Source organism: Cellulomonas sp. HZM, from assembly GCF_000708885.1.
GTDB lineage: Bacteria > Actinomycetota > Actinomycetes > Actinomycetales > Cellulomonadaceae > Cellulomonas.
In genome coordinates this window covers 127,998-149,907 of the sequence record NZ_JEOE01000002.1, presented here as the reverse complement: position 1 = coordinate 149,907, position 21,910 = coordinate 127,998, and the positions used below count along the sequence as shown (strand labels likewise).

At 71.9% G+C, this 21,910-nt stretch carries 21 protein-coding genes and 1 other RNA gene; 11 read left to right on the top strand and 11 right to left on the bottom strand.

The features are described from left to right. Positions 1-777, bottom strand: coding sequence for a YaaA family protein (locus tag AW16_RS0102560; protein ID WP_029287935.1), 777 nt, complete (start codon positions 775-777; stop codon positions 1-3). A gap of 81 nt (positions 778-858) precedes the next feature. Here AW16_RS0102560 and AW16_RS18315 point away from each other — a divergent pair, with 81 nt between their 5' ends. Beyond that, positions 859-1,233: a tautomerase family protein gene (locus AW16_RS18315; RefSeq protein WP_231495926.1), complete on the top strand. Its 375-nt coding sequence runs from the start codon at positions 859-861 to the stop codon at positions 1,231-1,233. Between the two features lie 15 nt (positions 1,234-1,248). Then, positions 1,249-1,625, top strand: an RNA gene (gene rnpB / locus AW16_RS17450) — RNase P RNA component class A. Positions 1,626-1,660: 35 nt separating this feature from the next. Here the strand turns inward: rnpB and AW16_RS0102550 are convergent. Next, a complete protein-coding gene (locus AW16_RS0102550) occupies positions 1,661-1,858 on the bottom strand; it encodes a hypothetical protein (protein ID WP_029287932.1) in 198 nt (65 codons plus the stop codon). Positions 1,859-2,673: 815 nt separating this feature from the next. On the opposite strand from AW16_RS0102550, the gene AW16_RS0102530 reads away from it, so the two are divergent. From AW16_RS0102530 to AW16_RS0102515, 3 genes are all read left to right on the top strand, one after another. Next, complete coding sequence (locus AW16_RS0102530; RefSeq protein ID WP_029287927.1) at positions 2,674-2,949, top strand: hypothetical protein; 276 nt, start codon at positions 2,674-2,676, stop codon at positions 2,947-2,949. Positions 2,950-3,027: 78 nt separating this feature from the next. Beyond that, positions 3,028-3,708: a serine protease gene (locus tag AW16_RS0102525; protein WP_029287925.1), complete on the top strand. Its 681-nt coding sequence runs from the start codon at positions 3,028-3,030 to the stop codon at positions 3,706-3,708. 343 nt (positions 3,709-4,051) lie between these two features. Then, a complete protein-coding gene (locus tag AW16_RS0102515; protein WP_156044025.1) occupies positions 4,052-4,738 on the top strand; it encodes a hypothetical protein in 687 nt (228 codons plus the stop codon). A 474-nt stretch (positions 4,739-5,212) separates the two neighbouring features. On the opposite strand, the gene AW16_RS0102510 is transcribed toward AW16_RS0102515, so the two are convergent. From AW16_RS0102510 to AW16_RS17445, 3 genes are all read right to left on the bottom strand, one after another. Then, a complete protein-coding gene (locus tag AW16_RS0102510; protein ID WP_029287922.1) occupies positions 5,213-6,349 on the bottom strand; it encodes a 6-phosphofructokinase in 1,137 nt (378 codons plus the stop codon). A gap of 79 nt (positions 6,350-6,428) precedes the next feature. Next, on the bottom strand, positions 6,429-6,854 hold the full coding sequence (locus AW16_RS0102505) for a VOC family protein (protein ID WP_034647999.1): 426 nt from the start codon (positions 6,852-6,854) through the stop codon (positions 6,429-6,431). A gap of 46 nt (positions 6,855-6,900) precedes the next feature. Then, positions 6,901-7,197, bottom strand: coding sequence for a LuxR C-terminal-related transcriptional regulator (locus AW16_RS17445; RefSeq protein ID WP_051681597.1), 297 nt, complete (start codon positions 7,195-7,197; stop codon positions 6,901-6,903). 166 nt (positions 7,198-7,363) lie between these two features. Between AW16_RS17445 and AW16_RS0102495 the strand changes: the two genes are divergently transcribed. Together AW16_RS0102495 and AW16_RS0102490 are read left to right on the top strand one after the other, a co-directional pair. Further along, positions 7,364-8,206, top strand: coding sequence for an ABC transporter ATP-binding protein (locus AW16_RS0102495; protein WP_197021540.1), 843 nt, complete (start codon positions 7,364-7,366; stop codon positions 8,204-8,206). Then, positions 8,203-10,137 (top strand): YhgE/Pip domain-containing protein, encoded by a 1,935-nt coding sequence (locus tag AW16_RS0102490; RefSeq protein ID WP_029287914.1) that lies wholly within the window; start codon positions 8,203-8,205, stop codon positions 10,135-10,137. Before AW16_RS0102495 ends, AW16_RS0102490 begins: the two co-directional genes overlap by 4 nt. A 6-nt stretch (positions 10,138-10,143) precedes the next feature. Here AW16_RS0102490 and ppgK read toward each other — a convergent pair whose 3' ends face one another. Beyond that, positions 10,144-10,914 (bottom strand): polyphosphate--glucose phosphotransferase, encoded by a 771-nt coding sequence (gene ppgK / locus AW16_RS0102485; RefSeq protein ID WP_029287913.1) that lies wholly within the window; start codon positions 10,912-10,914, stop codon positions 10,144-10,146. After that, complete coding sequence (gene map / locus AW16_RS0102480; protein ID WP_029287911.1) at positions 10,911-11,780, bottom strand: type I methionyl aminopeptidase; 870 nt, start codon at positions 11,778-11,780, stop codon at positions 10,911-10,913. The genes ppgK and map overlap by 4 nt, the downstream gene beginning before the upstream one ends. 41 nt (positions 11,781-11,821) lie before the next feature. On the opposite strand from map, the gene AW16_RS18310 reads away from it, so the two are divergent. Together AW16_RS18310 and AW16_RS0102470 are read left to right on the top strand one after the other, a co-directional pair. Beyond that, on the top strand, positions 11,822-11,992 hold the full coding sequence (locus AW16_RS18310; protein ID WP_156044024.1) for an SPOR domain-containing protein: 171 nt from the start codon (positions 11,822-11,824) through the stop codon (positions 11,990-11,992). A 32-nt stretch (positions 11,993-12,024) separates the two neighbouring features. Next, positions 12,025-12,639 carry a YitT family protein gene (locus tag AW16_RS0102470; protein ID WP_029287909.1) on the top strand — a complete coding sequence of 205 codons (615 nt, stop codon included), beginning with the start codon at positions 12,025-12,027 and terminating at the stop codon, positions 12,637-12,639. Here AW16_RS0102470 and AW16_RS0102465 read toward each other — a convergent pair. The 3 genes from AW16_RS0102465 to AW16_RS0102455 all read right to left on the bottom strand — a co-directional run bounded on the left by AW16_RS0102465 (position 12,633) and on the right by AW16_RS0102455 (position 16,144). Then, positions 12,633-13,613 (bottom strand): endonuclease/exonuclease/phosphatase family protein, encoded by a 981-nt coding sequence (locus AW16_RS0102465; protein ID WP_051681595.1) that lies wholly within the window; start codon positions 13,611-13,613, stop codon positions 12,633-12,635. The two genes, AW16_RS0102470 and AW16_RS0102465, sit on opposite strands and share 7 nt — an antisense overlap. 10 nt (positions 13,614-13,623) lie before the next feature. Beyond that, on the bottom strand, positions 13,624-14,433 hold the full coding sequence (panB, locus tag AW16_RS0102460; RefSeq protein ID WP_029287905.1) for a 3-methyl-2-oxobutanoate hydroxymethyltransferase: 810 nt from the start codon (positions 14,431-14,433) through the stop codon (positions 13,624-13,626). 79 nt (positions 14,434-14,512) lie between these two features. Then, a complete protein-coding gene (locus tag AW16_RS0102455) occupies positions 14,513-16,144 on the bottom strand; it encodes an NAD+ synthase (RefSeq protein ID WP_029287903.1) in 1,632 nt (543 codons plus the stop codon). Positions 16,145-16,235: 91 nt separating this feature from the next. Between AW16_RS0102455 and AW16_RS0102450 the strand changes: the two genes are divergently transcribed. Together AW16_RS0102450 and AW16_RS0102445 are read left to right on the top strand one after the other, a co-directional pair. Then, positions 16,236-17,573, top strand: a complete 1,338-nt coding sequence (locus AW16_RS0102450) for a glutamine synthetase family protein (protein ID WP_029287901.1) — start codon at positions 16,236-16,238, stop codon at positions 17,571-17,573. Positions 17,574-17,616: 43 nt separating this feature from the next. After that, a complete protein-coding gene (locus AW16_RS0102445; protein ID WP_029287899.1) occupies positions 17,617-20,652 on the top strand; it encodes a bifunctional [glutamine synthetase] adenylyltransferase/[glutamine synthetase]-adenylyl-L-tyrosine phosphorylase in 3,036 nt (1,011 codons plus the stop codon). Here AW16_RS0102445 and AW16_RS0102440 read toward each other — a convergent pair. Continuing rightward, entirely contained in the window at positions 20,643-21,809 is a 1,167-nt protein-coding gene (locus AW16_RS0102440) for an AI-2E family transporter (protein ID WP_051681594.1), read from the bottom strand. The genes AW16_RS0102445 and AW16_RS0102440 overlap by 10 nt on opposite strands. Positions 21,810-21,910 lie beyond the last annotated feature (101 nt).

The window sequence follows — 21,910 nt, the reverse complement described above, 5'->3', positions numbered from 1 at the left end:
TCAGCCCACCACGAGGTCGAGCACGCGGGCCCCGCGCCGCGGCTCGCGGAGCTCCACCGCGAGCAGCTCGGTACCGACCAGCTCGGCGGCGACCCGCGCGAGCTGCTCCGCGGTCTCCGGCGCCTTGCCGCGCCGCGTGAGCAGGTGCCGTGTGAGCACGCCGCGCGTGTGCTTCGCGTTGTGCGACACCACCGCGCGACGCCCGTCGGCCTCCCGCAGCACGCGGACGGCGACCCAACGCGCGTCCGCGGGCGGGCGGCCCGAGGCCGCGTAGGTCGACGAGCGGCAGTCGACGACGAGCTCGTCCGACGCCAGCGTGGCGAGCTGCTCGTCGACCAGCGGACGCCACGCCGACGCGAGCGGACCGACGCCGGGCAGGTCGACGCCCATCGAGAGGCGGTATGCGGGGATGTGGTCCTCGGGCGAGACGAGCCCCCACAGCCCCGAGGCGATCCGCACGTGCTCGGCAGCGCGCCGCCGTCCGGTGGGTGTGAGCCGGTCGAGCCCAGCCGCCGCGTACAGCACGCCCGAGTACACCTGCCGCGCAGGAGCGGTCGGCGCCTCGCGGAGCAGCACGTTGCGCGCCACCTCGTCGGCGAGACTCGCGCCGACCCCCAGCACCTGCACCGCGTCCGCGCGTGCGGACGCCTCGACGAGAGCGTCCAGCACCTTCTCCCGCATCGGCCCCAGCTCGGGAGCGGACAGGGACGCGACCTCGACGGGTGCGCCGCGGCGAGGGGCCGTCTTGCCCTCGGAGGGCGGCAGGAGCACGAGCACGCCCTGACTGTAGGGTCTCGGACGCGCGGTCGCCCGCCGCGACCCGGGCTCCGCGGTGAGAGGTTCACGACGTTGGCACAGGTGAAGATCTACGGACGCCGCTCGGCGTGGGCGGACCGTCGCGGGGAGGTCTCGGACGCCGTCCACGCGGCACTGGTCGACGCGTGGTCGCTGCCGCAGGACAAGCGCTTCCACCGGTTCCTGCTCCTCGACGACGAGGACCTCGTCGCACCGCGTTCGGCCGCCTACCTCTTCGTCGAGGTGGTCTGCTTCACGGGACGGTCGCCCCAGGCCGTCCGGGAGCTCGTCGCCGCGTTCTTCGACTCCGTCGCACCCGCCCTCGGCCTCGACGCCGACGACCTCGAGCTCGTGATCCTCGAGTCGCCGCCCACGCACTGGGGCATCCGCGGCGTCGCGGGCGACGAGCTGGCGCTCGACTACCGGGTCGACGTCTAGACTCCGGACTGCGGATGAGTCAGTCAGGCGGCCGCGTCGAGCCTCCGGGCTCGCCGAGGAACGTCCGGGCTCCGCAGGGCGGGGTGGTGGGTAACGCCCACCCGGGGTGACCCGCGGGACAGTGCCACAGAGAACAGACCGCCTTGGTCCTCGGACCGAGGTAAGGGTGAAACGGTGGTGTAAGAGACCACCAGCGTGCCGGGCGACCGGTGCGGCTAGGTAAACCCCACCCGGAGCAAGGCCAGACAGGGAGCGTCCGAGGGCTGCCCGCCCGAGCTCCCGGGTAGGCCGCTGGAGGCGTGCGGCAACGTACGTCGTAGATGGATGGCCGCCACTCGTGCGGGGGAGACCGCGCACGAGGACAGAACCCGGCGTACCGACTGACTCATCCGCTTTTAGGCCTCTGAACTGCCGTTTCGCGCAGCGACTACTGCGCCAGTCCGCCCGCAGTCCGAACACCGTTTCGTCCCATCGCCGTGTCGACGGCTTCGCGGGTCCGGTCGTCAGAATCCGGCCACAGGTGCGAGTAGGTGTCCAGCGTCTCGACGACAGAGGCGTGACCGAGCCGTTCCTGCACCGCCTTTAGCAGGCCGGGCAGCGACGCGAGGCGATCATGCAGGCCCACACGTGACGAGCGTGATGACGACGAGCATCATGACGATGACGTGCACGGCACATCGCCGTCGCGGACCTGCAACCACAGCAGGAACGCCGCCTGGCGACGCTCCTGCAAGCACGAGTTGGGGTGCCTGTACATCCTCACGGCGACACCGATCGACATGATCGCGCCGACGACGATGAGCGCGACCCCGACGGTGCCGAGTCGAGTCACGACGGGACCACCACGCTGCTACGCAGCGGGCAGGCGGGCATGAGCAAAGAGTGGCGCAGCCTTTCAGCACACGCGAGCCGATCATGACGACGACGGTCACGAGCGCGACGGGGGCGGGGTTCTTTCTGGCGCGGTCGCCGGAACACCCCGCGCTCGTTCTCGTTTCTTTCTGAACCCGATGTATGCCATACATCTCGATCGCGGCCGGATCAGCCCGACGATGACCCGATCGTCTCCACTGAACCCGATCAACCTCTCCCGCCTGATGGATACGTCGTGTCCCGAGTGTGCGCGGGACTTAGCTGCAGCGAATCGCTAGCCGGTCGGCACCGGCCGGTGCTGTTCTGCTCGCTGCGCTGCCGTCGTCGTGCGCAGTGGGCCCGGGTGGTCGCTCGGGACGCCGCCCGAGAGGCCGCTGCGGCGGCTAACGTGCCGTCCTGGGAGCCTGCGGGGCCGCTGCGGGCGCCGGGCGAAGCGTTCTGGTGCTGGCGCATCCGACAGGAACTGCAGGACGGTCACACGCCCGAGGCTGAGGCGATGTGGGTCCGGGCGATCGAGCTGGTCCCGGACGACGACGTGCCGGTCGAGCTGGGTTGGGCGCGACGGCCATGACGTGGACGACCGCGCGTCCGGGTGCGGACGCGTCGGCGCTCGTCGGCGAGCCGACGGTGGCGGCGATCGTGCGGGGTGCGCCGTGCACGACGAGCGCGGGTGCGTGGATCTCGGCGCGCACGACGTCGGCTGAGGTTGCTGAGGCGATCCCGCTGTGCCCGGGATGCCCGATGCTGGGGCTGTGGCGCGAGGTGGCGGCGCGCACGCACCCGACGTTCGGCATCTGGGCGGGCAGGCGCTACGGGGCGCCTAAGTGTCGGCGCACGAGCTAGCGGGGCAACGCCGCACGCGCGTTCCTGCCCCTGCGCGCCGCGCTCGGCGTCGCGAACCGCGCATGGGACGCTCCGAGGATGAATGATCCGATCACCGCCGAAATCTGGCAGCGCGTTGTTCAGCTTCAGAGCGAGGGGACCGGTCGCCCGGGGACCGGGTTCGTCGTCGACGGCCCGGGCTCTCGCTACCTCGTCACGGCGCAACACTTGTGCGTAGACGCACCGAGCGAGACTTTCACCATCACCTACGCCTGGGCGAACGGTACGAAGCCGCTGACCGTCGAGCTGACCCGAGTCGGCGATCCGCTAGAGGGAGGCGACGTCGCTGCATTCTTGCTTTCGGGCACTGAGCTCGACACAGTGGCGATGCCGGGATCGGTGGTGCTGAGCTCGACAGGGATCGGATTCACGCAGGAGTGCTTCATCCTCGGATTCCCTTACGGACTGACGTTCGACCTGGAGCTCGGTGGTATCGAGGTGACCCTGCCCGTAGCGAAGCGCGGCACCATCGCGGGCTTTACGCGGAACCCCAAGCTTGGTGACGGCGTCTGGATGCTGCTAGACGTCGTCGCAAACCCTGGATTCTCGGGTGGTCCAGTCGTGGCACGTGTCAACGGAGCGTGGCAGTTCGTCGGCGTCGTCGCGGGGACCATGTCCGGACCGATCGAGGAAGGCTCGACCGAACGGTTCGCCTCCGGACTCTCGACTGCAACCGATGCGGATCAGGCACGTCGTGCCGCTGGCTTGCCCTCGCTCTGACGTGGACCGTGACGGTCGCCGAACTGGCGACGGCCCGACCAGGCACGCTCGTCGAGCGCTAGGACGTCGGCATCGTCTGACCCGCTGCAGCCAGCGGGCCGAAGAGCGTCGCGATGTGCTCGTCGCACAGATCGATCTCTAGGACGTCGTCCAGCATCTCCACGGTCACGGTCGCCCCCTCCGTCAGAGCGTCGTGAGGCAAGTCGCAGACCGTCACTTCGCGGGTTCGTGTCGGCGTGCCGACGAGCGTCCTCCTGCGACCGGCGACGGACCTGACGACACGCCGGAGATCGTGGCCGTCGACGGTACAGACACGCTGGCCCTCCGGCGCTACGGTCCGAGCGTGCCGATCGACTACGCCGCCGTCTGGGGCCACATCGCTGCCGGGGACGGGCATGACTTGCCGACGCCCCCTGCCGACTACTCGGCTGCGTCGTCGTCCCCGACCGTGTCGTCCGCCGTCATCGTCGCGCTGTGCGCCCTCGCGTTCACGATCTTGAGCTTCTGGTGGATCAACGTGCGTCGGGGTCGACTCACGTGGACGACCGTGGTGGTGTTCTCCGGCCACGTTCGAGCGGACCGTGCTTCGCTCCGGATTCCGATCACTCTGTACAACACGGGAGCGAAACCCTTGGTGGTAGTCGACCTCCGCCTCGACATGACGAGTGGGTCGGCAAGGGCAGTCGCTCCGTCAAAGCAATACCGCCGATCGATCATGCCGAGCTCCGACGATATGGAGGACTTCCCCCACCCGTACGTTGTGCCGGGGCGGTCGGTCGTGACGAAGTTCGTGGACTTCGCCGCTGACCCCCTCGTCATGTCGACCGGACTGCCAGTGCTGGCGACCCTGCTGGTGCTGCGAGATGGAAAGGGGTGGCGTCGAGTGCGCACGCAGGAGATTCGCACCGACTCGATCGCAGATCCCAGCAGGTACATCACGTATTCCAACGACCCAGCGCATTGGCCACCGGGTCAGTTGGATCGGGCCGCAAAGGCTCTCCTGGCCGTTCGTTCCGGCATAAGGCCCTAGCGCAGCATCGTCTCGTCGCCGAGGGTCGCCGTAGTCGTGAACCACGGCGACGGCCTCGTGCAACCCGCCGGACAGGGCGAGCGCTGGCCCGTTCGCCGTGCTCGTCGCGTGCTCGGTGGAGCGCGGCAAGGGACAGAGCGAGCGCTCGTCATCGACGCGTGGGGCCGCGCCGCCGACGCCGGGCTCGTGCCGCCGTCCAGTCCGACCTCGTTGTCACGTGAGGCCAATTCCCCACCTGACAGGTCGTCGTCGCGAGCGAGGAACGGCGTGTCAGAAAAACTCGACGCTCGTGCAGTCCGAAAACACTCCGAGAGTTGGCGTGAAACCGCGTGAGGACGCGTGAGACGTCGTGAGACGTTCCTGCAGGTCAGCGGCCGATTCTTGGACGTCATCGCAGGTCACAGGCGTCCGATAGTCGAACCCGGCGTACCGACTGACTCATCCGCTCACAAGACCGCCGAGGCGACTGCGCCGTCAGTCTCCGAAGCCCGTGCCGACCTTGCGGGCTGCCTCGACCCAGCCGTGGTCCGGCGGCACCAGCTTGACCTTGCCGGCGACGTCCGAGAGCGGCACGGGGACGGTCCCGTCGCCGCGTGCGGCGACCATGACGCCGTACTCGCCCCGCGCCACGAGGTCCGCCGCCGCTGCACCCAGCCGCGTCGCGAGCAGCCGGTCCGCGGCGCACGGTGCGCCGCCGCGCTGCACGTAGCCGAGGATCGTGACCCGTGACTCCAGGCCGGTCGCGGCCTCGAGCTCACGCGCGAGCCGGAACGAGTGCTCGCGCTGGGAGTCCTCGACGTGCGCGAGGTGCGCCTTCGCGGCGCGGCGGGCCTCGGGGGTCTTGGCGACCTGCACGAGCAACTGGGCGGCCTCGTAGTCGGCGGTGTCCTCGACGTCTCGCGCACCCTCCGCGACCGCGACGACCGAGAACGAGCTGCCGCGCTCCAGCCGGGCCTTGATGGTGTCCGCCACGGATTCGACCGTGTAGGGGATCTCCGGGATGAGCACCACGTCGGCGCCGCCCGCGATGCCCGCGGCGAGGGTCAGCCAGCCTGCCCGGTGGCCCATGATCTCCGTGAGGATGATCCGGTGGTGGCTGTGCGCGGTGGAGTGCACGCGGTCCACCGCCTCGGTCGCGATCTCGGTGGCCGTCGCGAAGCCGAAAGTCGTGTCGGTCTCGGCGATGTCGTTGTCGATCGTCTTGGGCAGGTGCACGACGTTGAGACCGGCGTCCACCAGGCGCTGCGCGTTCTTGGCGGTCCCGCCGCCGCCGAGCACGACGAGCGCGTCCAGCCCGAGCGCCTCGTAATTCTCGACGACCGTGGGCACCATGTCCCGCGTCTCGCCGTCGACGTTCCAGCGGTGCACCTTGTCGCGGCTCGTGCCGAGGATCGTGCCGCCGACCGTGAGGATGCCGGACAGCCGCGCTGAGTCGAGCTCGATGTAGCGGTTCTCGACGAGCCCCGTGACGCCGTCACGGAAGCCGAACAGCTCCATGCCGTGGTGGCCGATCGCGGCCTTTCCGAACCCGCGGATCGCCGCGTTCAGGCCGGGGCTGTCACCGCCCGCGGTGAGGATGCCGACTCGTCGGGTGGTGGTCGGACGCGCCATGACGGGTGCTCCTCGCGTGGGGGGCCTGCGGGGAGGCAAGCGTCCCGCGGCGCGGCGACCTGGCACAACGTCGACTACGTCACTGCACCTCGACGGGCCCGGAGTCGGCGGCGTGCTCCTGCGCGACCAGCTCCGCCAGCGCCGACGGCGTCCGCAGCAGGAGGCAGAACTCGTTCCCCTCCGGGTCGGCGAGCACGTGCCACGGGACGTCGCCCTGGCCGATGTCCACCCGCGTCGCCCCCAGCTCGAGGAGCCGGACCAGCTCGGTGTCCTGGTCGGAGCCGTCCGACGGCCGCAGGTCGACGTGCAGCCGGTTCTTCACCTGCTTCGCGTCGGGAACACGGATGAAGAGCCAGCCGCCGACCAGCTCACCGGCGGGGGAGATCGACACCTCCTCGTCGTCCGAGTCCGGGTCCAGCTGCCAGCCGAGGGCGTCCGCCCACCACCGTGCGAGCGCGACCGGGTCCGAGGCGTCGATGGTCAGCTGCGAGATCACGAGTCCCATGCGGCCGCACGCTACGGGCACCCACCGACATCCGCGCGCGGGCGCGTCACGACAGGTACCGCGGAGGTCTGCGGGCTCCCGTCCACGGGGCGTGCGGCAACGGCACCTCGGGGGCGTCGCGCGCTGGCAGCTCGCTCACCGGCAGCAGGCCGAGGTCGTGGGCCCGGCGCACCGCGCTCGCACGGTCGCTCACGCCGAGCTTCGCGTAGATCGACCGCACCTGGGTCTTCACGGTGTTGCGCGACACGAACAGCGAGGCGCCGATCTGCTCGAGCGTCAGCGGCAGGGCCAGGTGGGAGAGGATCACGAGCTCGCGGCTCGAGAGCCAGGGCGGGATCGTCATGCGCGGGGTTCGGAGCCGCGCGCTCGTCGGATGGGTGCGACCGCGCGGGGTGTCGCTGGGTCCCGGCGGGCACGCGGGTAGCAGCGGGTAGCAGGTAGGCACGGTGCGGCGACCGCATCGGTCGACCATGCTGGGAGCACCGTCGTCGACGCCCGTGGAGGACCCCGTGACCGACCCCGCCGAGATCGCCGCACCGTCGGTAGACGATGCACCGGACGAGCCGTGGGCCGGCGACCGGACGGAGGGCCCGGCCGTCGAGGACGACGCAGCGGTCGGCGAGCAGGACGAGCCCGACGAGCCCGACGAGCCCGACGACGTCGCGTCGGCGCCCGTGGTCGTCGCGCGCGGGCTCGGCCTGCGACTCCGTACGGGTTGGGTGTTCCGGCACGTCGACCTCGACGTCGACCCGGGGGAGTCCGTCGAGCTCGTCGGCAGCGGTGGGACGGGACGGTCGATGCTGCTCCTGGCGCTCGTCGGACGCGCACGATTCACCGCGGGTTCGCTGCGGGTGCTGGGTGCGGAGCTGAGCCACGCGCGGGCGGGCGCCGGTGCGGCGCGGTCCGTGCGCGCGCGGACCTCGGTGGCCCGCGTGCTGCCGCAGGTAGAGCCGCAGGAGTGGCTCACGGTCGGGGAGTCCGCGAGAGAACGCTCACGCTGGGAGCGCGGGCGGCCCACGGACGGCAACGGTGCTCCGCTCGCGTTCGACGAGGCCGCGCGGCTCGTCGGCCTCGACGCGCCGCGTTCCACGATGGTCGAGCACCTGGGCCGTCTCGACCAGGTCCGCCTGGCCCTCGCGCTCGCGTTGCTCGCACCGCACGAGGTGCTCGTGGTCGACGACCTCGACCGCGGGCTCCGGGCCGACGAGCTGCGCGCCGCGGGCGAGACCCTCGCCGCGATCGCAGCGACAGGTGTCGCGGTGCTCGCGACGACCAGCAGGGAGAGCGGCAGCGCGACGAGGGTCGTCGAGCTCCCACGTACGCCGGCCGAGCACGTGCGGGACGCGTCGTGAGCGCGCTGGCGCTCGCGTGGAGCGAGCTGCGCCGCTACCGACGGCCGCTCGAGCGCGCGGCGATCGCGTTCCTCGTGATCGTCCCGACGCTGTACGGCGGCCTGTACCTCTGGTCCAACTGGGACCCGTACTCGAAGGTCGGCTCGATCAAGGTCGCGGTCGTCAACGAGGACGAGCCCGTGACCGAGCAGGGCGAGCGCGTCGCCGCGGGTGACGAGATGGTCGAACAGCTCGAGGCCGAACCGGTGGTCGACTGGACGACGACCGACGCCGCGGATGCCGCGAGCGGCCTGGCCGACGGCACGTACCTGATGACGCTCACGATCCCGCGCGAGTTCTCCGCGTCGCTCGCGTCGGTCGCCGGGAAGGACCCGCAGCAGGCGCACGTGATCCTCGCTCGCGACGGCGCCAACGGCTTCGTCGTGTCGGTCGCGAGCAGGGGGGCGGCGCTCGAGCTGCAGGAACGCATCAACCAGGCGGCGACGGCGGCGTACCTGCGGGTCGCGTTCGGGCAGCTCGACGACCTGCGCGACGGCCTGGAGCAGGCGGCGGACGGCGCGACGCAGCTCGCGGACGGCGCGACGAAGGCACACGACGGGGCCGAGAAGCTGTCCGACGGGCTGGGCGACGCGGTGACCGCGAGCGGCAAGCTCACCGACGGCGCGGACCAGGTGGCGGACGGCGACGAGCGCATCGCCGCGGTCGTCGACCCGCTCGTCGACGAGATCGTCCCGGCGCTGCCGGGCGTCGCGGACGCTGCCGACGACCTCACCGGCGCGGTCGCCGACCTCACCGATGCCGTCGCCTCGGGCTCGGACGGCCTCGCGGGCCGGACGTCGGCGACCGTCGACGACCTGACGGCGCTCGCCAAGGCGCACCCCGAGCTCGCAGACGACCCGGCCTACGTGCGTGCGCTCAAGACGGCGAAGCAGGCCGACGCGCGAGCCGACGACGTCGTCGACGCGACGAAGGACGTCGCGAGCGCGGCGGGGACCGTGCACTCGCGCGCGAAGGCGGTCGACGCGAAGGTGCCGGCGATCCAGTCGAAGATCCGAGGGGCGCAGGCGGACATCGATCGGCTCGCGACCGGCTCACGTGACGTCGCCGACGGCCTGGCGAAGCTCACGCCGGCGCTCGCGAAGGCGCAGGACGGGGCCGACGACCTGGCGACCGGCACGCAGAAGCTGCACGACGGCGCCGGCGAGCTGGCGGACAAGCTGTCGAGCGCCGCGACGAAGGTGCCGTCCGTGACCGACCCCGACGCGACGGCCCAGTCCATCTCCTCGCCGTCGCTCATCGAGCAGCGCGGCGTCCATCAGGCCGCGACGTACGGTGCGGGGCTCGCCCCGTTCTTCTTCGGGATCGCGCTGTGCGTGTTCGGCGTGGTCGCGTTCACCGTGCTGCGTCCGGTGAACCCGCGAGGGCTCGCGTCACGCGCGCGATCCGTGACCGTCGCGCTCGCGGGCTTCCTGCCGGTCGCGGCGATCGGGGTCGCGGGCGCGCTCGTGCTCACGGCGGTGATCGCGCTCGCGCTCGGCCTGGACCCGGTGTCGTGGCCCGGCCTGCTGCTGCTCGTCGTGCTCGCGTCGCTCGCGTTCACCGCGGTGGCGCACACGCTGCGCACCGCGTTCGGCGTCGTCGGGTCGTCGATCGCGCTCGCGCTGCTGATGCTGCAGCTCACCAGCTGCGCGGGGATCTACCCCGTGCAGACGTTGCCGGGCTTCTTCCAGGCGATCCACCCGGTGCTGCCGATGACCTACGTGGTCGACGGCCTGCGGATCGCGATGACCGGCGGTCCCGACGGCCGGTTCTGGCGCGACGTCGTCGTCGTGCTCGGGTTCCTGGTGGTGGCCGTGGCCGCCGGCGTGCTCGTCGTGCGCGAGCGGCGCCGGTGGCACATCGAGGAGCTCAAGCCCGTGCTGGGGGAGTGAGCCCGGTCAGTCGTCGGCCTCTGCCGCGAGTGCGGCCGCCCCGACGATGCCCGCGGCGTTGCGCAGCTTCGCGGGCACGATCTTGGTGCGCAGGTCGAGCAGCGGCAGGAAGTCCTCGTCGTGCTTGCTGACGCCGCCGCCCACGACGATGAGGTCGGGCCAGAACAGGTTCTCGACGACGGAGAAGTAGCGCTGCAGCCGCTGTGCCCACTGCTCCCAGTCGAGACCGTCCCGGTCGCGCGCGGACTCGGCCGCACGCGACTCCGCGTCGTGGCCGTCGATCTCGAGGTGCCCGAGCTCGGTGTTGGGAACGAGCCGACCGTCGACGACCAGTGCCGACCCGATGCCCGTGCCGAGCGTGACGACGAGCACGACGCCCTTGACGTCCTTCGCCGCGCCGTACAGCACCTCGGCGTACCCGGCGGCGTCGGCGTCGTTGACGGCCACGACCGTGCGGTCGGTCGCCTTGCTGAAGAGCTTCTCAGCGTCGGTGCCGATCCACGACTCGTCGACGTTGGCAGCCGACTGCGCGACGCCGTGCAGCATGACGGCCGGGAACGTGACGCCGATCGGCACGTGCTTGCCCAGGTCGAACGAGTCGACGATCTCCGCAACGGTCTTCGCCACCGCGTCGGGCGTCGCAGGCTGCGGCGTCGGGATGCGCAGCCGGTCGTCGGCGAACTCGCCGTCGTGCAGGTCGACAGGAGCGCCCTTGATGCCGCTGCCGCCGATGTCGATGCCGAACGCCGTCTCGTGCTTCTTCGAGTGCTTGCTCATGGCAGTGTCAGGATCTCCGCTCCGTCATCGGTGACCAGCAGGGTGTGCTCGAACTGCGCGCTGCGGCGGCCGTCGGCCGTCACGACCGTCCAGTCGTCGTCCCACATGATCCAATCAGGAGTTCCCAGGTTCAGCATCGGCTCGATGGTGAAGACCATGCCGGGCTCCATCACGGTGTCGTACATCGGCGCTGCGTCGTAGTGCGGGACCACGAGGCCCGTGTGGAACGCCGGGCCGACGCCGTGACCCGTGTAGTCGCGCACGACCCCGTAGCCGAAGCGCGCCGCGTACTTCTCGATCACCCGGCCGATCACGTTGAGCTCACGCCCGGGGCGGACCGCCTTGATCGCGCGCGCGAGCGCCTCCTGCGTGCGCTCGACGAGCAGCCGCGACTCCTCGTCGACGTCGCCCGCGAGGAACGTCGCGTTGTTGTCCCCGTGCACCCCGCCGATGTACGCCGTGACGTCGACGTTCACGATGTCGCCGTCCTGCACGACCGTCGAGTCCGGGATGCCGTGGCAGATCACCTCGTTGACCGAGGTGCACAGCGCCTTGGGGAAGCCGCGGTAGCCGAGGGTCGACGGGTAGGCGCCGTGGTCGACCATGAACTCGTGCCCGATGCGGTCGAGCTCGTCGGTGGTGACACCGGGCTCGACGTGCCGGCCGACCTCCGCGAGGGCCTGCGCAGCGATGCGCGCCGCCACCCGGATGCGCTCGATCGTGTCGGCGTCGAACACGTCCGACCCGGTCCACTGCTGCGGTCCCGGCTTGCCGACGTACTCCGGTCGCGCGATGGTCGGCGGGACGGCCCGACGCGGGCTGACGGTTCCGGGCACGAGCGCGGCGCGGGCGGACGAGATCGACATGCTGGCAGTCTACGAACGCCGACCGACAGGAGAGGACTCACATGGCCACCGAGTACTGGTTCAACACCGAGACGCACGAGGTCGAGGAGGGTCGCCAGAGCGACTGGAGCAAGGTGATGGGTCCGTACCCGTCGCGCGACGAGGCGGCGCACGCGATCGAGAAGGCGAAGGCCCGCGCGAAGGCGTGGGACGAGGAGGACGAGCAGCGCTGAGCCAGCAGCCGGCCCGGAAGGCGGTCCAGCGCGTGCCCACCGATGCCTGGCCGGTCGTCCGTCACTCGGTCGTCGAGGACGTCGTCGGGCTGCTGACCGGCACGTTCGTGCTGTCGCTCGGGCTGTTCCTGCTGCACGAGGTGCATGCCGTGACGGGTGGGACGGCGGGGTTGTCGCTGCTCCTGGTCAACGTCGTGTCCGTCCCCTTCGGAGTGCTGTTCGCGCTGGTCAACGTCCCCTTCCTGGTGCTGGCCGTCTCGAAGAAGGGGTGGGACTTCACGCTGCGCACCGCGCTGTGCATCGGGCTGGTGTCCGGGTTCAGCGCGCTGCACCCGGCGATGCTCGGGACGCTGCACATGCCCACGCCCTACGGCGTCGTCGCGGGCAACGTCCTGGCCGGCGTCGGGCTGCTCATCCTGTTCCGGCACCGGGCGAGCGTCGGCGGGTTCAACATCGTCGCGCTGATCGCGCAGGAACGAGCCGGCTGGCGGGCGGGGTACGTGCAGATGGCGCTCGACTCGGTCGTCGTGCTGTGCGCGTTCACCGTGACGGACCCCACGACGGTCGCGCTGTCCGCGCTGGGTGCGGTGCTGCTCAACGTGATCCTCGCGCTCAACCACCGGCCGGGCAGGTACACGGGCTACTGATCGCCGAGCCCGGCGTGCGGCTGGCGGTGCGTGAGGACGGCGACGACGGGTCGGTGGTCGCTGCCGCCCGTGGCGGGCAGCACGCGGAAGTCATCGACGCGCCAGGTGGCACCGTCGACGAGCACGTGGTCGATCGGGGTCGCCAGCCAGCCGGGTGTGCTCGCGGGCCACGTCCCATGCCACGCCTGGCCGACGGCGCGTGCGGCGTCGGTGCACCGCAGGTGACGAAGCCCGGGGTGGTCGAGCGTCGCGTTGAGGTCGCCCGCGACGATCGCACCGGGGATCGCGCACTCGTCGGCCGCCTCGCGGGTCTCCCGTCGCCAGGTGCCCATCGCGTCGGCCGCCACGGGCGCGACCGGGTGGACGGCGACCAGGACGGGGCCGGTGCCGGAGGGCCGAGCTCGCAGCGCCCCGTGCTCCATCCCGAGCGACGTCGCGTCCGGGTAGTCGCCGACGGCGGGCGACACGAGCAGGGCGACGCCGTCCACGTAGGCCGACCGGCTCGCGGCCGCGTGGACCTGCATCGTCCGGCCCTCGTCGGCGAGGAGAGTCGCGGTCCGGACCGCGGTCTGCTCGGAGGTCTCGGGCAGGACGACGACGTCCGCGCCGGTGCTCTCGACGAGCCGCGCCAGCTCGTCGGGCCGCACGGTGCCGAGCGTGTTGAAGGACAGGACGGTGAGCCTGGGGCCGTCGGCGTCCACCTGCGATCGCGGGACTGCGCGGGCGGCCAGCACGCCGATCTGGGCGAGGGCGGCGACGACGAGCACGACGACGAGCGGGACGACGAGCCGAACCGACCGGGTGAGTGCCCCGGCACCGAGGGCGACGAGCGCGACCACGACCGCGGCGAGCGCCACGACCGCCCGGAACGACACGAGCTGCGCCACGCCGAGGGCGCCGCCCAGCAGCGGGACCGCCAGCGTCAGGCCGACGGCTCCAGCGAGGACCGCGAGCGCGAGCAGCGCCCGCCTCACGCGCCCGCCCTCACGCGTCGAACTGGTGGGCCGCGTCGGGGAACGTCCCGCCGCGCACCTCCTCGACGTACGAGGACGCGGCGGCACGCAGCGCGGCGCCGACCTCGCCGAACCGCTTCGCGAACCGCGGCGACCAGTCCGTCATGCCCGCCATGTCGACCCACACGAGCACCTGGCCGTCGCACTCGGCGCCCGCCCCGATGCCGATCGTCGGGATCTGCACGATCTCCGTGACACGGGCCGCGACCGGCGCCGGCACCATCTCCAGGACGACGGCGACCGCGCCGGCCTCGGCGACAGCCACGGCGTCCGCGCTCAGTGCTTCCGCGGCCTCGTCGCCGCGTCCCTGCACGCGGGGACCACCGAGCAGGTTCTCCGACTGCGGCGTGTAGCCGAGGTGCGCGACCACGGGGATGCCCGCCTCCGTGAGCGCTCGGATCTGCGGCACCACGCGGCGGCCGCCCTCGAACTTCACCGCGGAGACGCCGGTCTCCTTCATGACGCGTACCGCGGACGCGAGCGCCTGCTCCGGACCGGCCTCGTAGGTGCCGAACGGCAGGTCGGCGACGACGAACGCGCGCTGCGCCCCACGCGCGACCGAGCGCGCAGCCACGACGATCTCGTCGAGCGTCACGGGCAGCGTCGTGGCGTCCCCGTGCATCGTGTTCCCGATCGAGTCGCCGACGAGCAGCATGTCGACGCCGGCCTCGTCGAAGATGCGCGCCGTCACGGCGTCGTAGGCCGTCAGCATCGTGAGTCGCTCGCCGCGGTCCTTGGCCTCGCGCAGGTGGTGCACACGAACGCGCTTCGGGGTGGTCATCGGGGGAGCTCCTTCGTCGTGCCGAGCGGTTCTGCGTCGAGCGGTTCTGCGTCGAGCGGTTCTGCGTGGGGGTCGGGGGTCACGGCTCACGCCAGCGGCTCGTGACCGGCAGGCGCCGGTCCCGCCCGAACGCGAGCGCGGTGACCTTCGGGCCCAGCGGGTACTGGCGGCGCTTCCACTCGGCGCGGTCGACGAGCGAGAGGACCTTGTCCACGACCTCGGCGTCGAACCCGCGCGCGAGCAGCTCGGCGCGACCCTCGGCGTGCTCGACGTACGCGTCCAGCACCTCGTCGAGCAGGTCGTAGGGCGGCAGCGAGTCCTGGTCCACCTGGCCGGGGCGCAGCTCGGCGCTCGGAGGCTTGGTGATCGAGGACTCGGGGATCGGCGGGATCTCACCCGCGTCGAGGGCGTGGTCGTTGCGCCACCGCGACAGCGCCCAGACGCGTGACTTGTCGACGTCCTTGAGCGGCGCGAACCCGCCGACGGCGTCGCCGTAGATCGTCGAGTACCCGACCGCGAGCTCGGACTTGTTGCCGGTCGCCAGCACGAGGTGACCCTCGGAGTTGGACAGTGCCATGAGGATCACGCCGCGCATGCGCGCCTGCAGGTTCTCCTCGGCGACACCGGTGAGCCCGAGCTCGCCCTGGAACGCGTCCACCATCGGCTTGATCGGCTGCACGCGGTAGTGCGCGCCGATGCGCCGCGCGAGGTCCTCGGCATCGTCCTTGCTGTGCTCGGACGAGTACACCGACGGCATCGAGACGCCGTGCACGTTCTCGCCGCCGATCGCGTCGGCCGCGATCGCCGCGACGAGCGCCGAGTCGATCCCGCCCGACAGGCCGAGCGCCACGGATCGGAACCCGTTCTTGCGCACGTAGCCGGCCAGCCCGGTGACGAGCGCGCGGTAGGTCTCCTCGTCGGGCTGCAGCGCGGGCACCTGCGGTCCTTGCTCGCCCAGGTCCCAGACGAGCAGGTGCTCGACGAACTGCGGCGCGGTCGCGAGCAGCGACCCGTCCTCGGCGACGACGAACGACCCGCCGTCGAACACCAGGTCGTCCTGCCCGCCGACGAGGTTGACGTAGGCGACCGGTGCCGTGACCTCCGCAGCCCTGCGCACGGCGAGGTCGGTGCGCACGTGCCCCTTGCCCTCCTCGAACGGTGACCCGTTGAGCACCAGCAGCGCGTCGACCTCGCGCGCGTCCATCTGCGAGACGGGCCCGCCGTCCTGCCAGATGTCCTCGCAGATCACGACGCCGAGGTGCGCACCCGCGACCTCGATCACGCACACGTCGTCCCCCGAGGCGAAGATGCGCGCCTCGTCGAAGACGCCGTAGTTCGGCAGGTGGTGCTTGTCGTAGGTCGCCTCGACCGTGCCGCCACGCACGAGGACCGCCCGGTTCGTGGGCCGGGTGCGCCCGTCGCCACGCGTGACCTCACCGACCGTCCCGACGAGCACCGCGAGGTCGCCCAGCCCGGCCGACACCAGGTCGCGGGCCAGGCCGTCGAGTGCAGCGGAGGCACCGCGGCGGAACGACGCCCGCAGGGCGAGGTCCTCGATCGGGTAGCCGGTGAGGGTCATCTCGGGGAACACGACGACGTCGGCGCCCGCGTCAGCGGCCCGGCGTGACCACTCGAGGACCGTCGCCGCGTTCCCGGCGACGTCGCCGACGCACGTGTCGACCTGGGCGAGCGCGATCCGAGGGCGGGGCATGGACCGAGACTATCGAGGGCACGCGCGACGCGTGCCGACCGGTCGCCGAGATGGCGCCCCGCACGAGCCACGATCAGGCAGGATGTACGCTATGGACAGGCAGCAGGAGTTCGTTCTCCGCACGGTCGAGGAGCGGGACATCCGCTTCATCCGTCTCTGGTTCACCGACGTGCTCGGCATCCTCAAGTCGGTCGCGGTCGCGCCGGCCGAGCTGGAGGCCGCGTTCGCCGAGGGGATCGGCTTCGACGGTAGCGCGATCGAGGGCCTGACCCGGGTCTACGAGGCGGACATGATCGCCAAGCCGGACCCGTCGACGTTCCAGGTGCTGCCCTGGCGCGGCGAGCGTCACGGCACGGCCCGCATGTTCTGCGACCTGCTGACGCCCGACGGCGAGCCGTCGCTCGCGGACTCGCGCAACGTGCTCAAGCGCGCGCTGAACCGGGCCAGCGACAAGGGCTTCACCTTCTACACGCACCCCGAGGTCGAGTTCTACCTTTTCGACGCGCCGGCGGACCCGAACCTGCCGCTCGTCCCGGTCGACCAGGGCGGCTACTTCGACCACGTCCCGCGCGGCACCGCACACGACTTCCGCCGCGCCGCGATCACGATGCTCGAGTCGATGGGCATCTCGGTGGAGTTCTCCCACCACGAGACCGGCCCGGGCCAGAACGAGATCGACCTGCGCTACGCCGACGCGCTGACGACGGCGGACAACATCATGACGTTCCGCACGGTCGTCAAGGAGGTCGCGCTCGAGCAGGGCGTCTTCGCCTCGTTCATGCCCAAGCCGCTCGCGGACCAGCCGGGCTCGGGCATGCACACCCACCTGTCCCTGTTCGAGGGCGACCGCAACGCGTTCTACGAGCCCGGTGGCCACCTCGAGCTGTCCAAGGTCGCGCGATCGTTCATCGCCGGGCTGCTCACGCACGCCGCGGAGATCACGGCGGTCACCAACCAGTTCGTCAACTCCTACAAGCGCCTGTGGGGCGGTGCCGAGGCGCCGAGCTACATCTGCTGGGGCCACAACAACCGCTCCGCGCTCGTGCGCGTGCCGATGTACAAGCCCGGCAAGGGCAACTCGAGCAGGATCGAGTACCGCGCGGTCGACGCCGCGACCAACCCGTACCTGGCGTTCGCGGTGATGCTCGCGGCCGGCCTCAAGGGCATCGAGGAGGGCTACGAGCTGCCCGAGGGCGCCGAGGACGACGTGTGGGAGCTGACCGACGCGGAGCGTCGCGCGCTCGGCATCGAGCCGCTGCCGCAGTCGCTCGAGGCCGCGATCTCGGTGATGGAGCGTTCGGAGCTGGTGGCCGAGACGCTGGGAGAGCACGTCTTCGACTTCTTCCTGCGCAACAAGCGTCAGGAGTGGGACGAGTACCGGGCGCAGGTCACGCCGTACGAGCTGCGGCGGTTCCTGCCGGTGCTGTGAGCCCAGTGGTGCGGCGGGAGCACGGGCATCGGGCGGTGCCCTCGTGAGCGATGCACGCGGGGCCAGCCTCGCGGGGCGGCTGACGCGCGCGGGCGTGGACGACGTCCCGCGGGCCGAGCGGCTCGTCACCGACGCCGCGCTGCTCGAGGTGCTGCCCGACGCGCCCGACGTCCTGGTGGGCCCGCTCGCCGAGGTCGCCGACCCGGACGCGGCCCTGCTGACCCTCGCGAAGCTCGCCGGGGCGGTGCGGACGGACGACGCGCTGCGCTCGCTGCTGCGCGAGATCCTCACCGAGGACGGTCCTGCGCGAGCTCGTCTGCTTGCGGTCGTCGGTGCGTCGGTCGCGCTGGGCGACACGCTCGTCGCGCACCCCGCGAACCTGCGCGTGCTCGCGGACGACGAGCCCGGGACGGGCGTCCCCGTCGCCGACGTGCGCGCCGAGCTCCTGCAGGCGGTCGGCGCGGCGCCGGACGACGACATGCCGGTCGCGACCCTCGTCGGGCCGCCCGGGGTCGACGCGATGCGCCGTGCCTACCGCGCTCGCCTGCTGCGCATCGCGGCCAGTGACCTCACCGCGAGCGACCCGCTCAGCCGCCTGCCGGGCGTCGCCGCAGCGCTCGCCGACCTCGCGGGTGCCGCGCTCGAGGCGTCGCTCGCGCTGGCTCGCGCCGACCTGGACGACCACGGGCGGGGCGTGCGCCTCGCCGTGATCGGCATGGGCAAGGGAGGGGGCCGCGAGCTCAACTACGTCTCCGACGTGGACGTGGTCTACGTCGCGGAGCCGGTCGACGGGGTCGACGAGGCCGACGCGCTCGCGGCGGGCGCGCGCCTGGCGGCTGGGCTCGCACGCGCATGCGCCTCGACGTCGGGTGAACCCGCGCTGTGGCCGGTCGACGCGGCGTTGCGACCCGAGGGCAAGGACGGCCCGCTCGTGCGCACGCTCGAGAGCCATCGCGCGTACTACGAGCGCTGGGCCAAGACGTGGGAGTTCCAGGCGCTGCTCAAGGCCCGACCGCTGGCGGGCGACCGTGAGCTGGGTGCGCGGTACGTCGAGCTCACGCAGCCGTTCGTGTGGGCGGCCGTGCAGCGAGAGCACTTCGTCGAGGACTCGCAGGCGATGCGCCGTCGCGTCGAGCAGCACGTTCCCGCCGCCGAGGCGGACCGCCAGCTCAAGCTCGGCATCGGAGGTCTGCGGGACGTCGAGTTCACCGTGCAGCTGCTCCAGCTGGTGCACGGCCGGGCCGACGAGGAGATCCGGAGCCCCAGCACGCTCACGGCGCTCGCGGCGCTCGCCGCCGGCGGCTACGTCGGACGTGACGACGCCGCGCGGCTCGCGGTCTGCTACCGGTTCCTGCGGCTGCTCGAGCACCGGATCCAGCTCTATCGGCTGCGACGCACGCACCTGCTGCCCACGGCGGACGCGGACCTGCGCCGGCTGGCGCGTTCGGTCGGCCTGCGGGCCGAGGGCTCGGCAGGCCTGCTCGAACGCTGGCGCTCGGTGCGCCGCGAGGTCCGCGGTCTGCACGAGGAGCTCTTCTACCGCCCGCTGCTGCCCGCCACGGCGCAGCTGTCCGCGGAGGAGGCGAGCCTCGCCCCCGACGCGGCCCGCGCGCGCCTCGCGGCGATCGGCTACCGCGACCCCGCGGGCGCGCTGCGGCACATCGCCGCGCTCACCGAGGGCGTCTCGCGCCGCGCGGCGATCCAGCGTCAGCTGCTGCCCGTGATGCTCGGCTGGTTCGCCGACGGCCCCGATCCCGATGGCGGGCTGCTCGCGTTCCGGCGGCTGTCCGACGAGCTCGGTGCGACGCACTGGTACCTCAAGCTCCTGCGCGACTCGGCGGCGGCGGCGCAGCGCCTCGCGCGCGTGCTCGCGACGAGCAGGTACGTCGCCGACGCGCTGACGCGCTCGCCCGAGTCGGTCGGGTGGCTCGCCGAGGACGACGAGCTCGAACCGCGCTCGCAGGAACGACTCGCCGCGGAGGTCGACGCGGTGCTCACCCGCGCCGACGACCCGACCGCCGCCGCCGGTCTCCTGCGCGGTCTGCGCCGCCGGGAGCTCGCACGCACCGCCGCGGCCGACGTGCTGGGCGTCGTCACGGGCACCCGGGCCGCCGCGAGCCTCACGCGCGCCGCGGACGTCGTGCTCGTCGGCACGGTGCGCGTCGCGCTGTGGGAGGTACGCCACGAGCGCGGCCTGGACGACGACCCGACGCGGTTCCTCGTCGTCGCCATGGGACGCCTGGGCGGCCGCGAGATGGGCTACTCGTCGGACGCCGACGTGCTGTTCGTGCACGACCCCGTCCCGGGCGCCGACCCGGTGCTCGCCCAGGAGTTCGCGCTCGCGACCGCCACGAAGGTCCGCGCGCTGCTGGGGGCGGTCGGACCCGAGCCCACGCTCAGCGTCGACGCCGACCTGCGTCCGGAGGGGCGCAACGGCCCGCTCGTGCGGTCTTTCGACGCCTACGCCGAGTACTACGGACGATGGTCGTCGCCCTGGGAGAGCCAGGCGCTGCTGCGTGCGCGTCCCGTGGCGGGCGACGACGAGCTCGGGCGTCGGTTCGTCGAGCTCGTCGCGCCGCTGCGCTACCCGGACGGCGGCCTGGACCCTGCGACGGTCCGCGAGGTGCGTCGCATCAAGGCGCGCGTCGAGTCGGAGCGGCTCCCGCGCGGTGTCGACCCGGCGCGCCACCTCAAGCTGGGCCGCGGCGGGATCTCCGACGTCGAGTGGACCGCGCAGCTCCTGCAGCTGTGCCACGCGCACGACGTGCCCGGGCTGCGGACGACCTCGACGACCCAGGCGCTGCGTGCCGCCACCGAGGCCGGGCTGCTCGACGAGGCCGATCGTCAGACGCTCGTCGAGTCCTGGGAGCTCGCGTCCCGCCTGCGCGACGCGAACGTGCTGTGGACCGGCCGGACCGAGGGCGCGCACGCGGACGTGCTGCCGCACGACCGGCAGGCGCTCGCGGGCGTCGCGCGCGTCGTCGGCTACCCGCCGGGCTCGGGCGGCGAGCTCGAGCAGGACTACCTGCGCACGGCGCGGCGTGCCCGGACGGTCGTCGAACGCGTCTTCTACGGCTGATCTGCCGACGGGTCGGTCTCCTCGTCGACGGCGTCGTCGACCTCCGTCCAGCCGTGGCGCCGACGCAGGGCCGCGACGTCCTCCTGCAGCAGCGGGGAGTCCACGAGCTCGTGCCGGCGCACGTAGGTGTGCGAGACGGCCTGGATGGTCGCGATGACCGGCAGCGCGAGGAAGGCACCCATCGCGCCGAACACGGCTCCGAACGCGATGACGCCGAGGAACGAGACCGCGGGGTTGATCTCGAGCGAGCGTGCGGAGACCTTGGGGGAGAAGATCAGGTTCTCCACCTGCTGGTAGGCGATGATGAACGCCAGCACGAGGATGCCCTTGGCGGGTGAGATCGTGAGCGCGACGGCCACCGGCAGGGCCCCGCCGATGTACGTGCCGATCGTCGGCACGAACTGCGACACGATGCCGGTGAACGCGGCGAGCGGCAGTGCGTACGGCACGCGGACGATCGTGAGGAACACGAAGGTGAAGGCCGTCGACAGGCCGGCCAGGACCAGTCGGGACGAGATGAAGTCCGCGATCTTCTCCTGCGACACCTCCCACAGCCGCAGCACCTCGACCTGCCGTGCGGGCGCGAAGAAGCTCAGGACGGCCGCACGGAACCGCGGTCCTTGGCTCGCCATGTAGTAGACGACGAGCAGGATCGCGCTCAGCGTGAACAACGCGCCGACGAGCGAGACCCCGGCACCGACGACGCCCGGCGCGAGGTCCTTCCAGTGCGCAGCGATCGTGTCCACCGCGTCGTCCGCCGTGGGGATCTGCACGTCGAACGTGGAGTCGAGCCAGCCGGCGAGGTCCGCGTAGTACTGGGGCAGCGACCTCACCAGGTCGACGAGCTGCTGGACGAAGAGGCCGCCGAACAGCACGAGCACCAGGCCGCCGCCGACGATCGCCGTGGACATCACGATGCCCGTCGCGCGGGTCCGGCGGATGCGGTGCCGGACGAGCCAGCGGATCGACGGCTCCATCGCGAGCGCGATGAACCAGGACAGGATCACGATCGTGATGACGTGGGTCAGCAGCCCGAGAGCACGCCAGACGAGGACGCCGGCGATCGTCGCCACGACCGTCATGAGCAGGGCGCGCGGCAACCACGTGGGGGGTCGCTCACGCGTCCTCGTGAGCTGCTCGCTGCCTGGCTCCGCCATCGTCGTCCTCTGGTCGGCATGAGGCGTCAGTAGCAACCTACCGGCCGAGACGGGTCCGATCGGTGAGATCCGTCGGACGATGTGTCGTGGCCCCTCGTCCT

What these genes read in the sequence shown, in the direction of transcription:
- AW16_RS0102530 (WP_029287927.1), top strand. Translation starts at nt 2,674, where the DNA reads ATGACGTGGACGACCGCGCGTCCGGGTGCGGACGCGTCGGCGCTCGTC.
- AW16_RS0102525 (WP_029287925.1), top strand. Translation starts at nt 3,028, where the DNA reads ATGAATGATCCGATCACCGCCGAAATCTGGCAGCGCGTTGTTCAGCTT.
- AW16_RS0102510 (WP_029287922.1), bottom strand. Translation starts at nt 6,349, where the DNA reads ATGGCGCGTCCGACCACCACCCGACGAGTCGGCATCCTCACCGCGGGC.
- AW16_RS0102505 (WP_034647999.1), bottom strand. Translation starts at nt 6,854, where the DNA reads ATGGGACTCGTGATCTCGCAGCTGACCATCGACGCCTCGGACCCGGTC.
- AW16_RS17445 (WP_051681597.1), bottom strand. Translation starts at nt 7,197, where the DNA reads ATGACGATCCCGCCCTGGCTCTCGAGCCGCGAGCTCGTGATCCTCTCC.
- ppgK (WP_029287913.1), bottom strand. Translation starts at nt 10,914, where the DNA reads ATGAGCAAGCACTCGAAGAAGCACGAGACGGCGTTCGGCATCGACATC.
- map (WP_029287911.1), bottom strand. Translation starts at nt 11,780, where the DNA reads ATGTCGATCTCGTCCGCCCGCGCCGCGCTCGTGCCCGGAACCGTCAGC.
- AW16_RS18310 (WP_156044024.1), top strand. Translation starts at nt 11,822, where the DNA reads ATGGCCACCGAGTACTGGTTCAACACCGAGACGCACGAGGTCGAGGAG.
- panB (WP_029287905.1), bottom strand. Translation starts at nt 14,433, where the DNA reads ATGACCACCCCGAAGCGCGTTCGTGTGCACCACCTGCGCGAGGCCAAG.
- AW16_RS0102455 (WP_029287903.1), bottom strand. Translation starts at nt 16,144, where the DNA reads ATGCCCCGCCCTCGGATCGCGCTCGCCCAGGTCGACACGTGCGTCGGC.
- AW16_RS0102450 (WP_029287901.1), top strand. Translation starts at nt 16,236, where the DNA reads ATGGACAGGCAGCAGGAGTTCGTTCTCCGCACGGTCGAGGAGCGGGAC.
- AW16_RS0102440 (WP_051681594.1), bottom strand. Translation starts at nt 21,809, where the DNA reads ATGGCGGAGCCAGGCAGCGAGCAGCTCACGAGGACGCGTGAGCGACCC.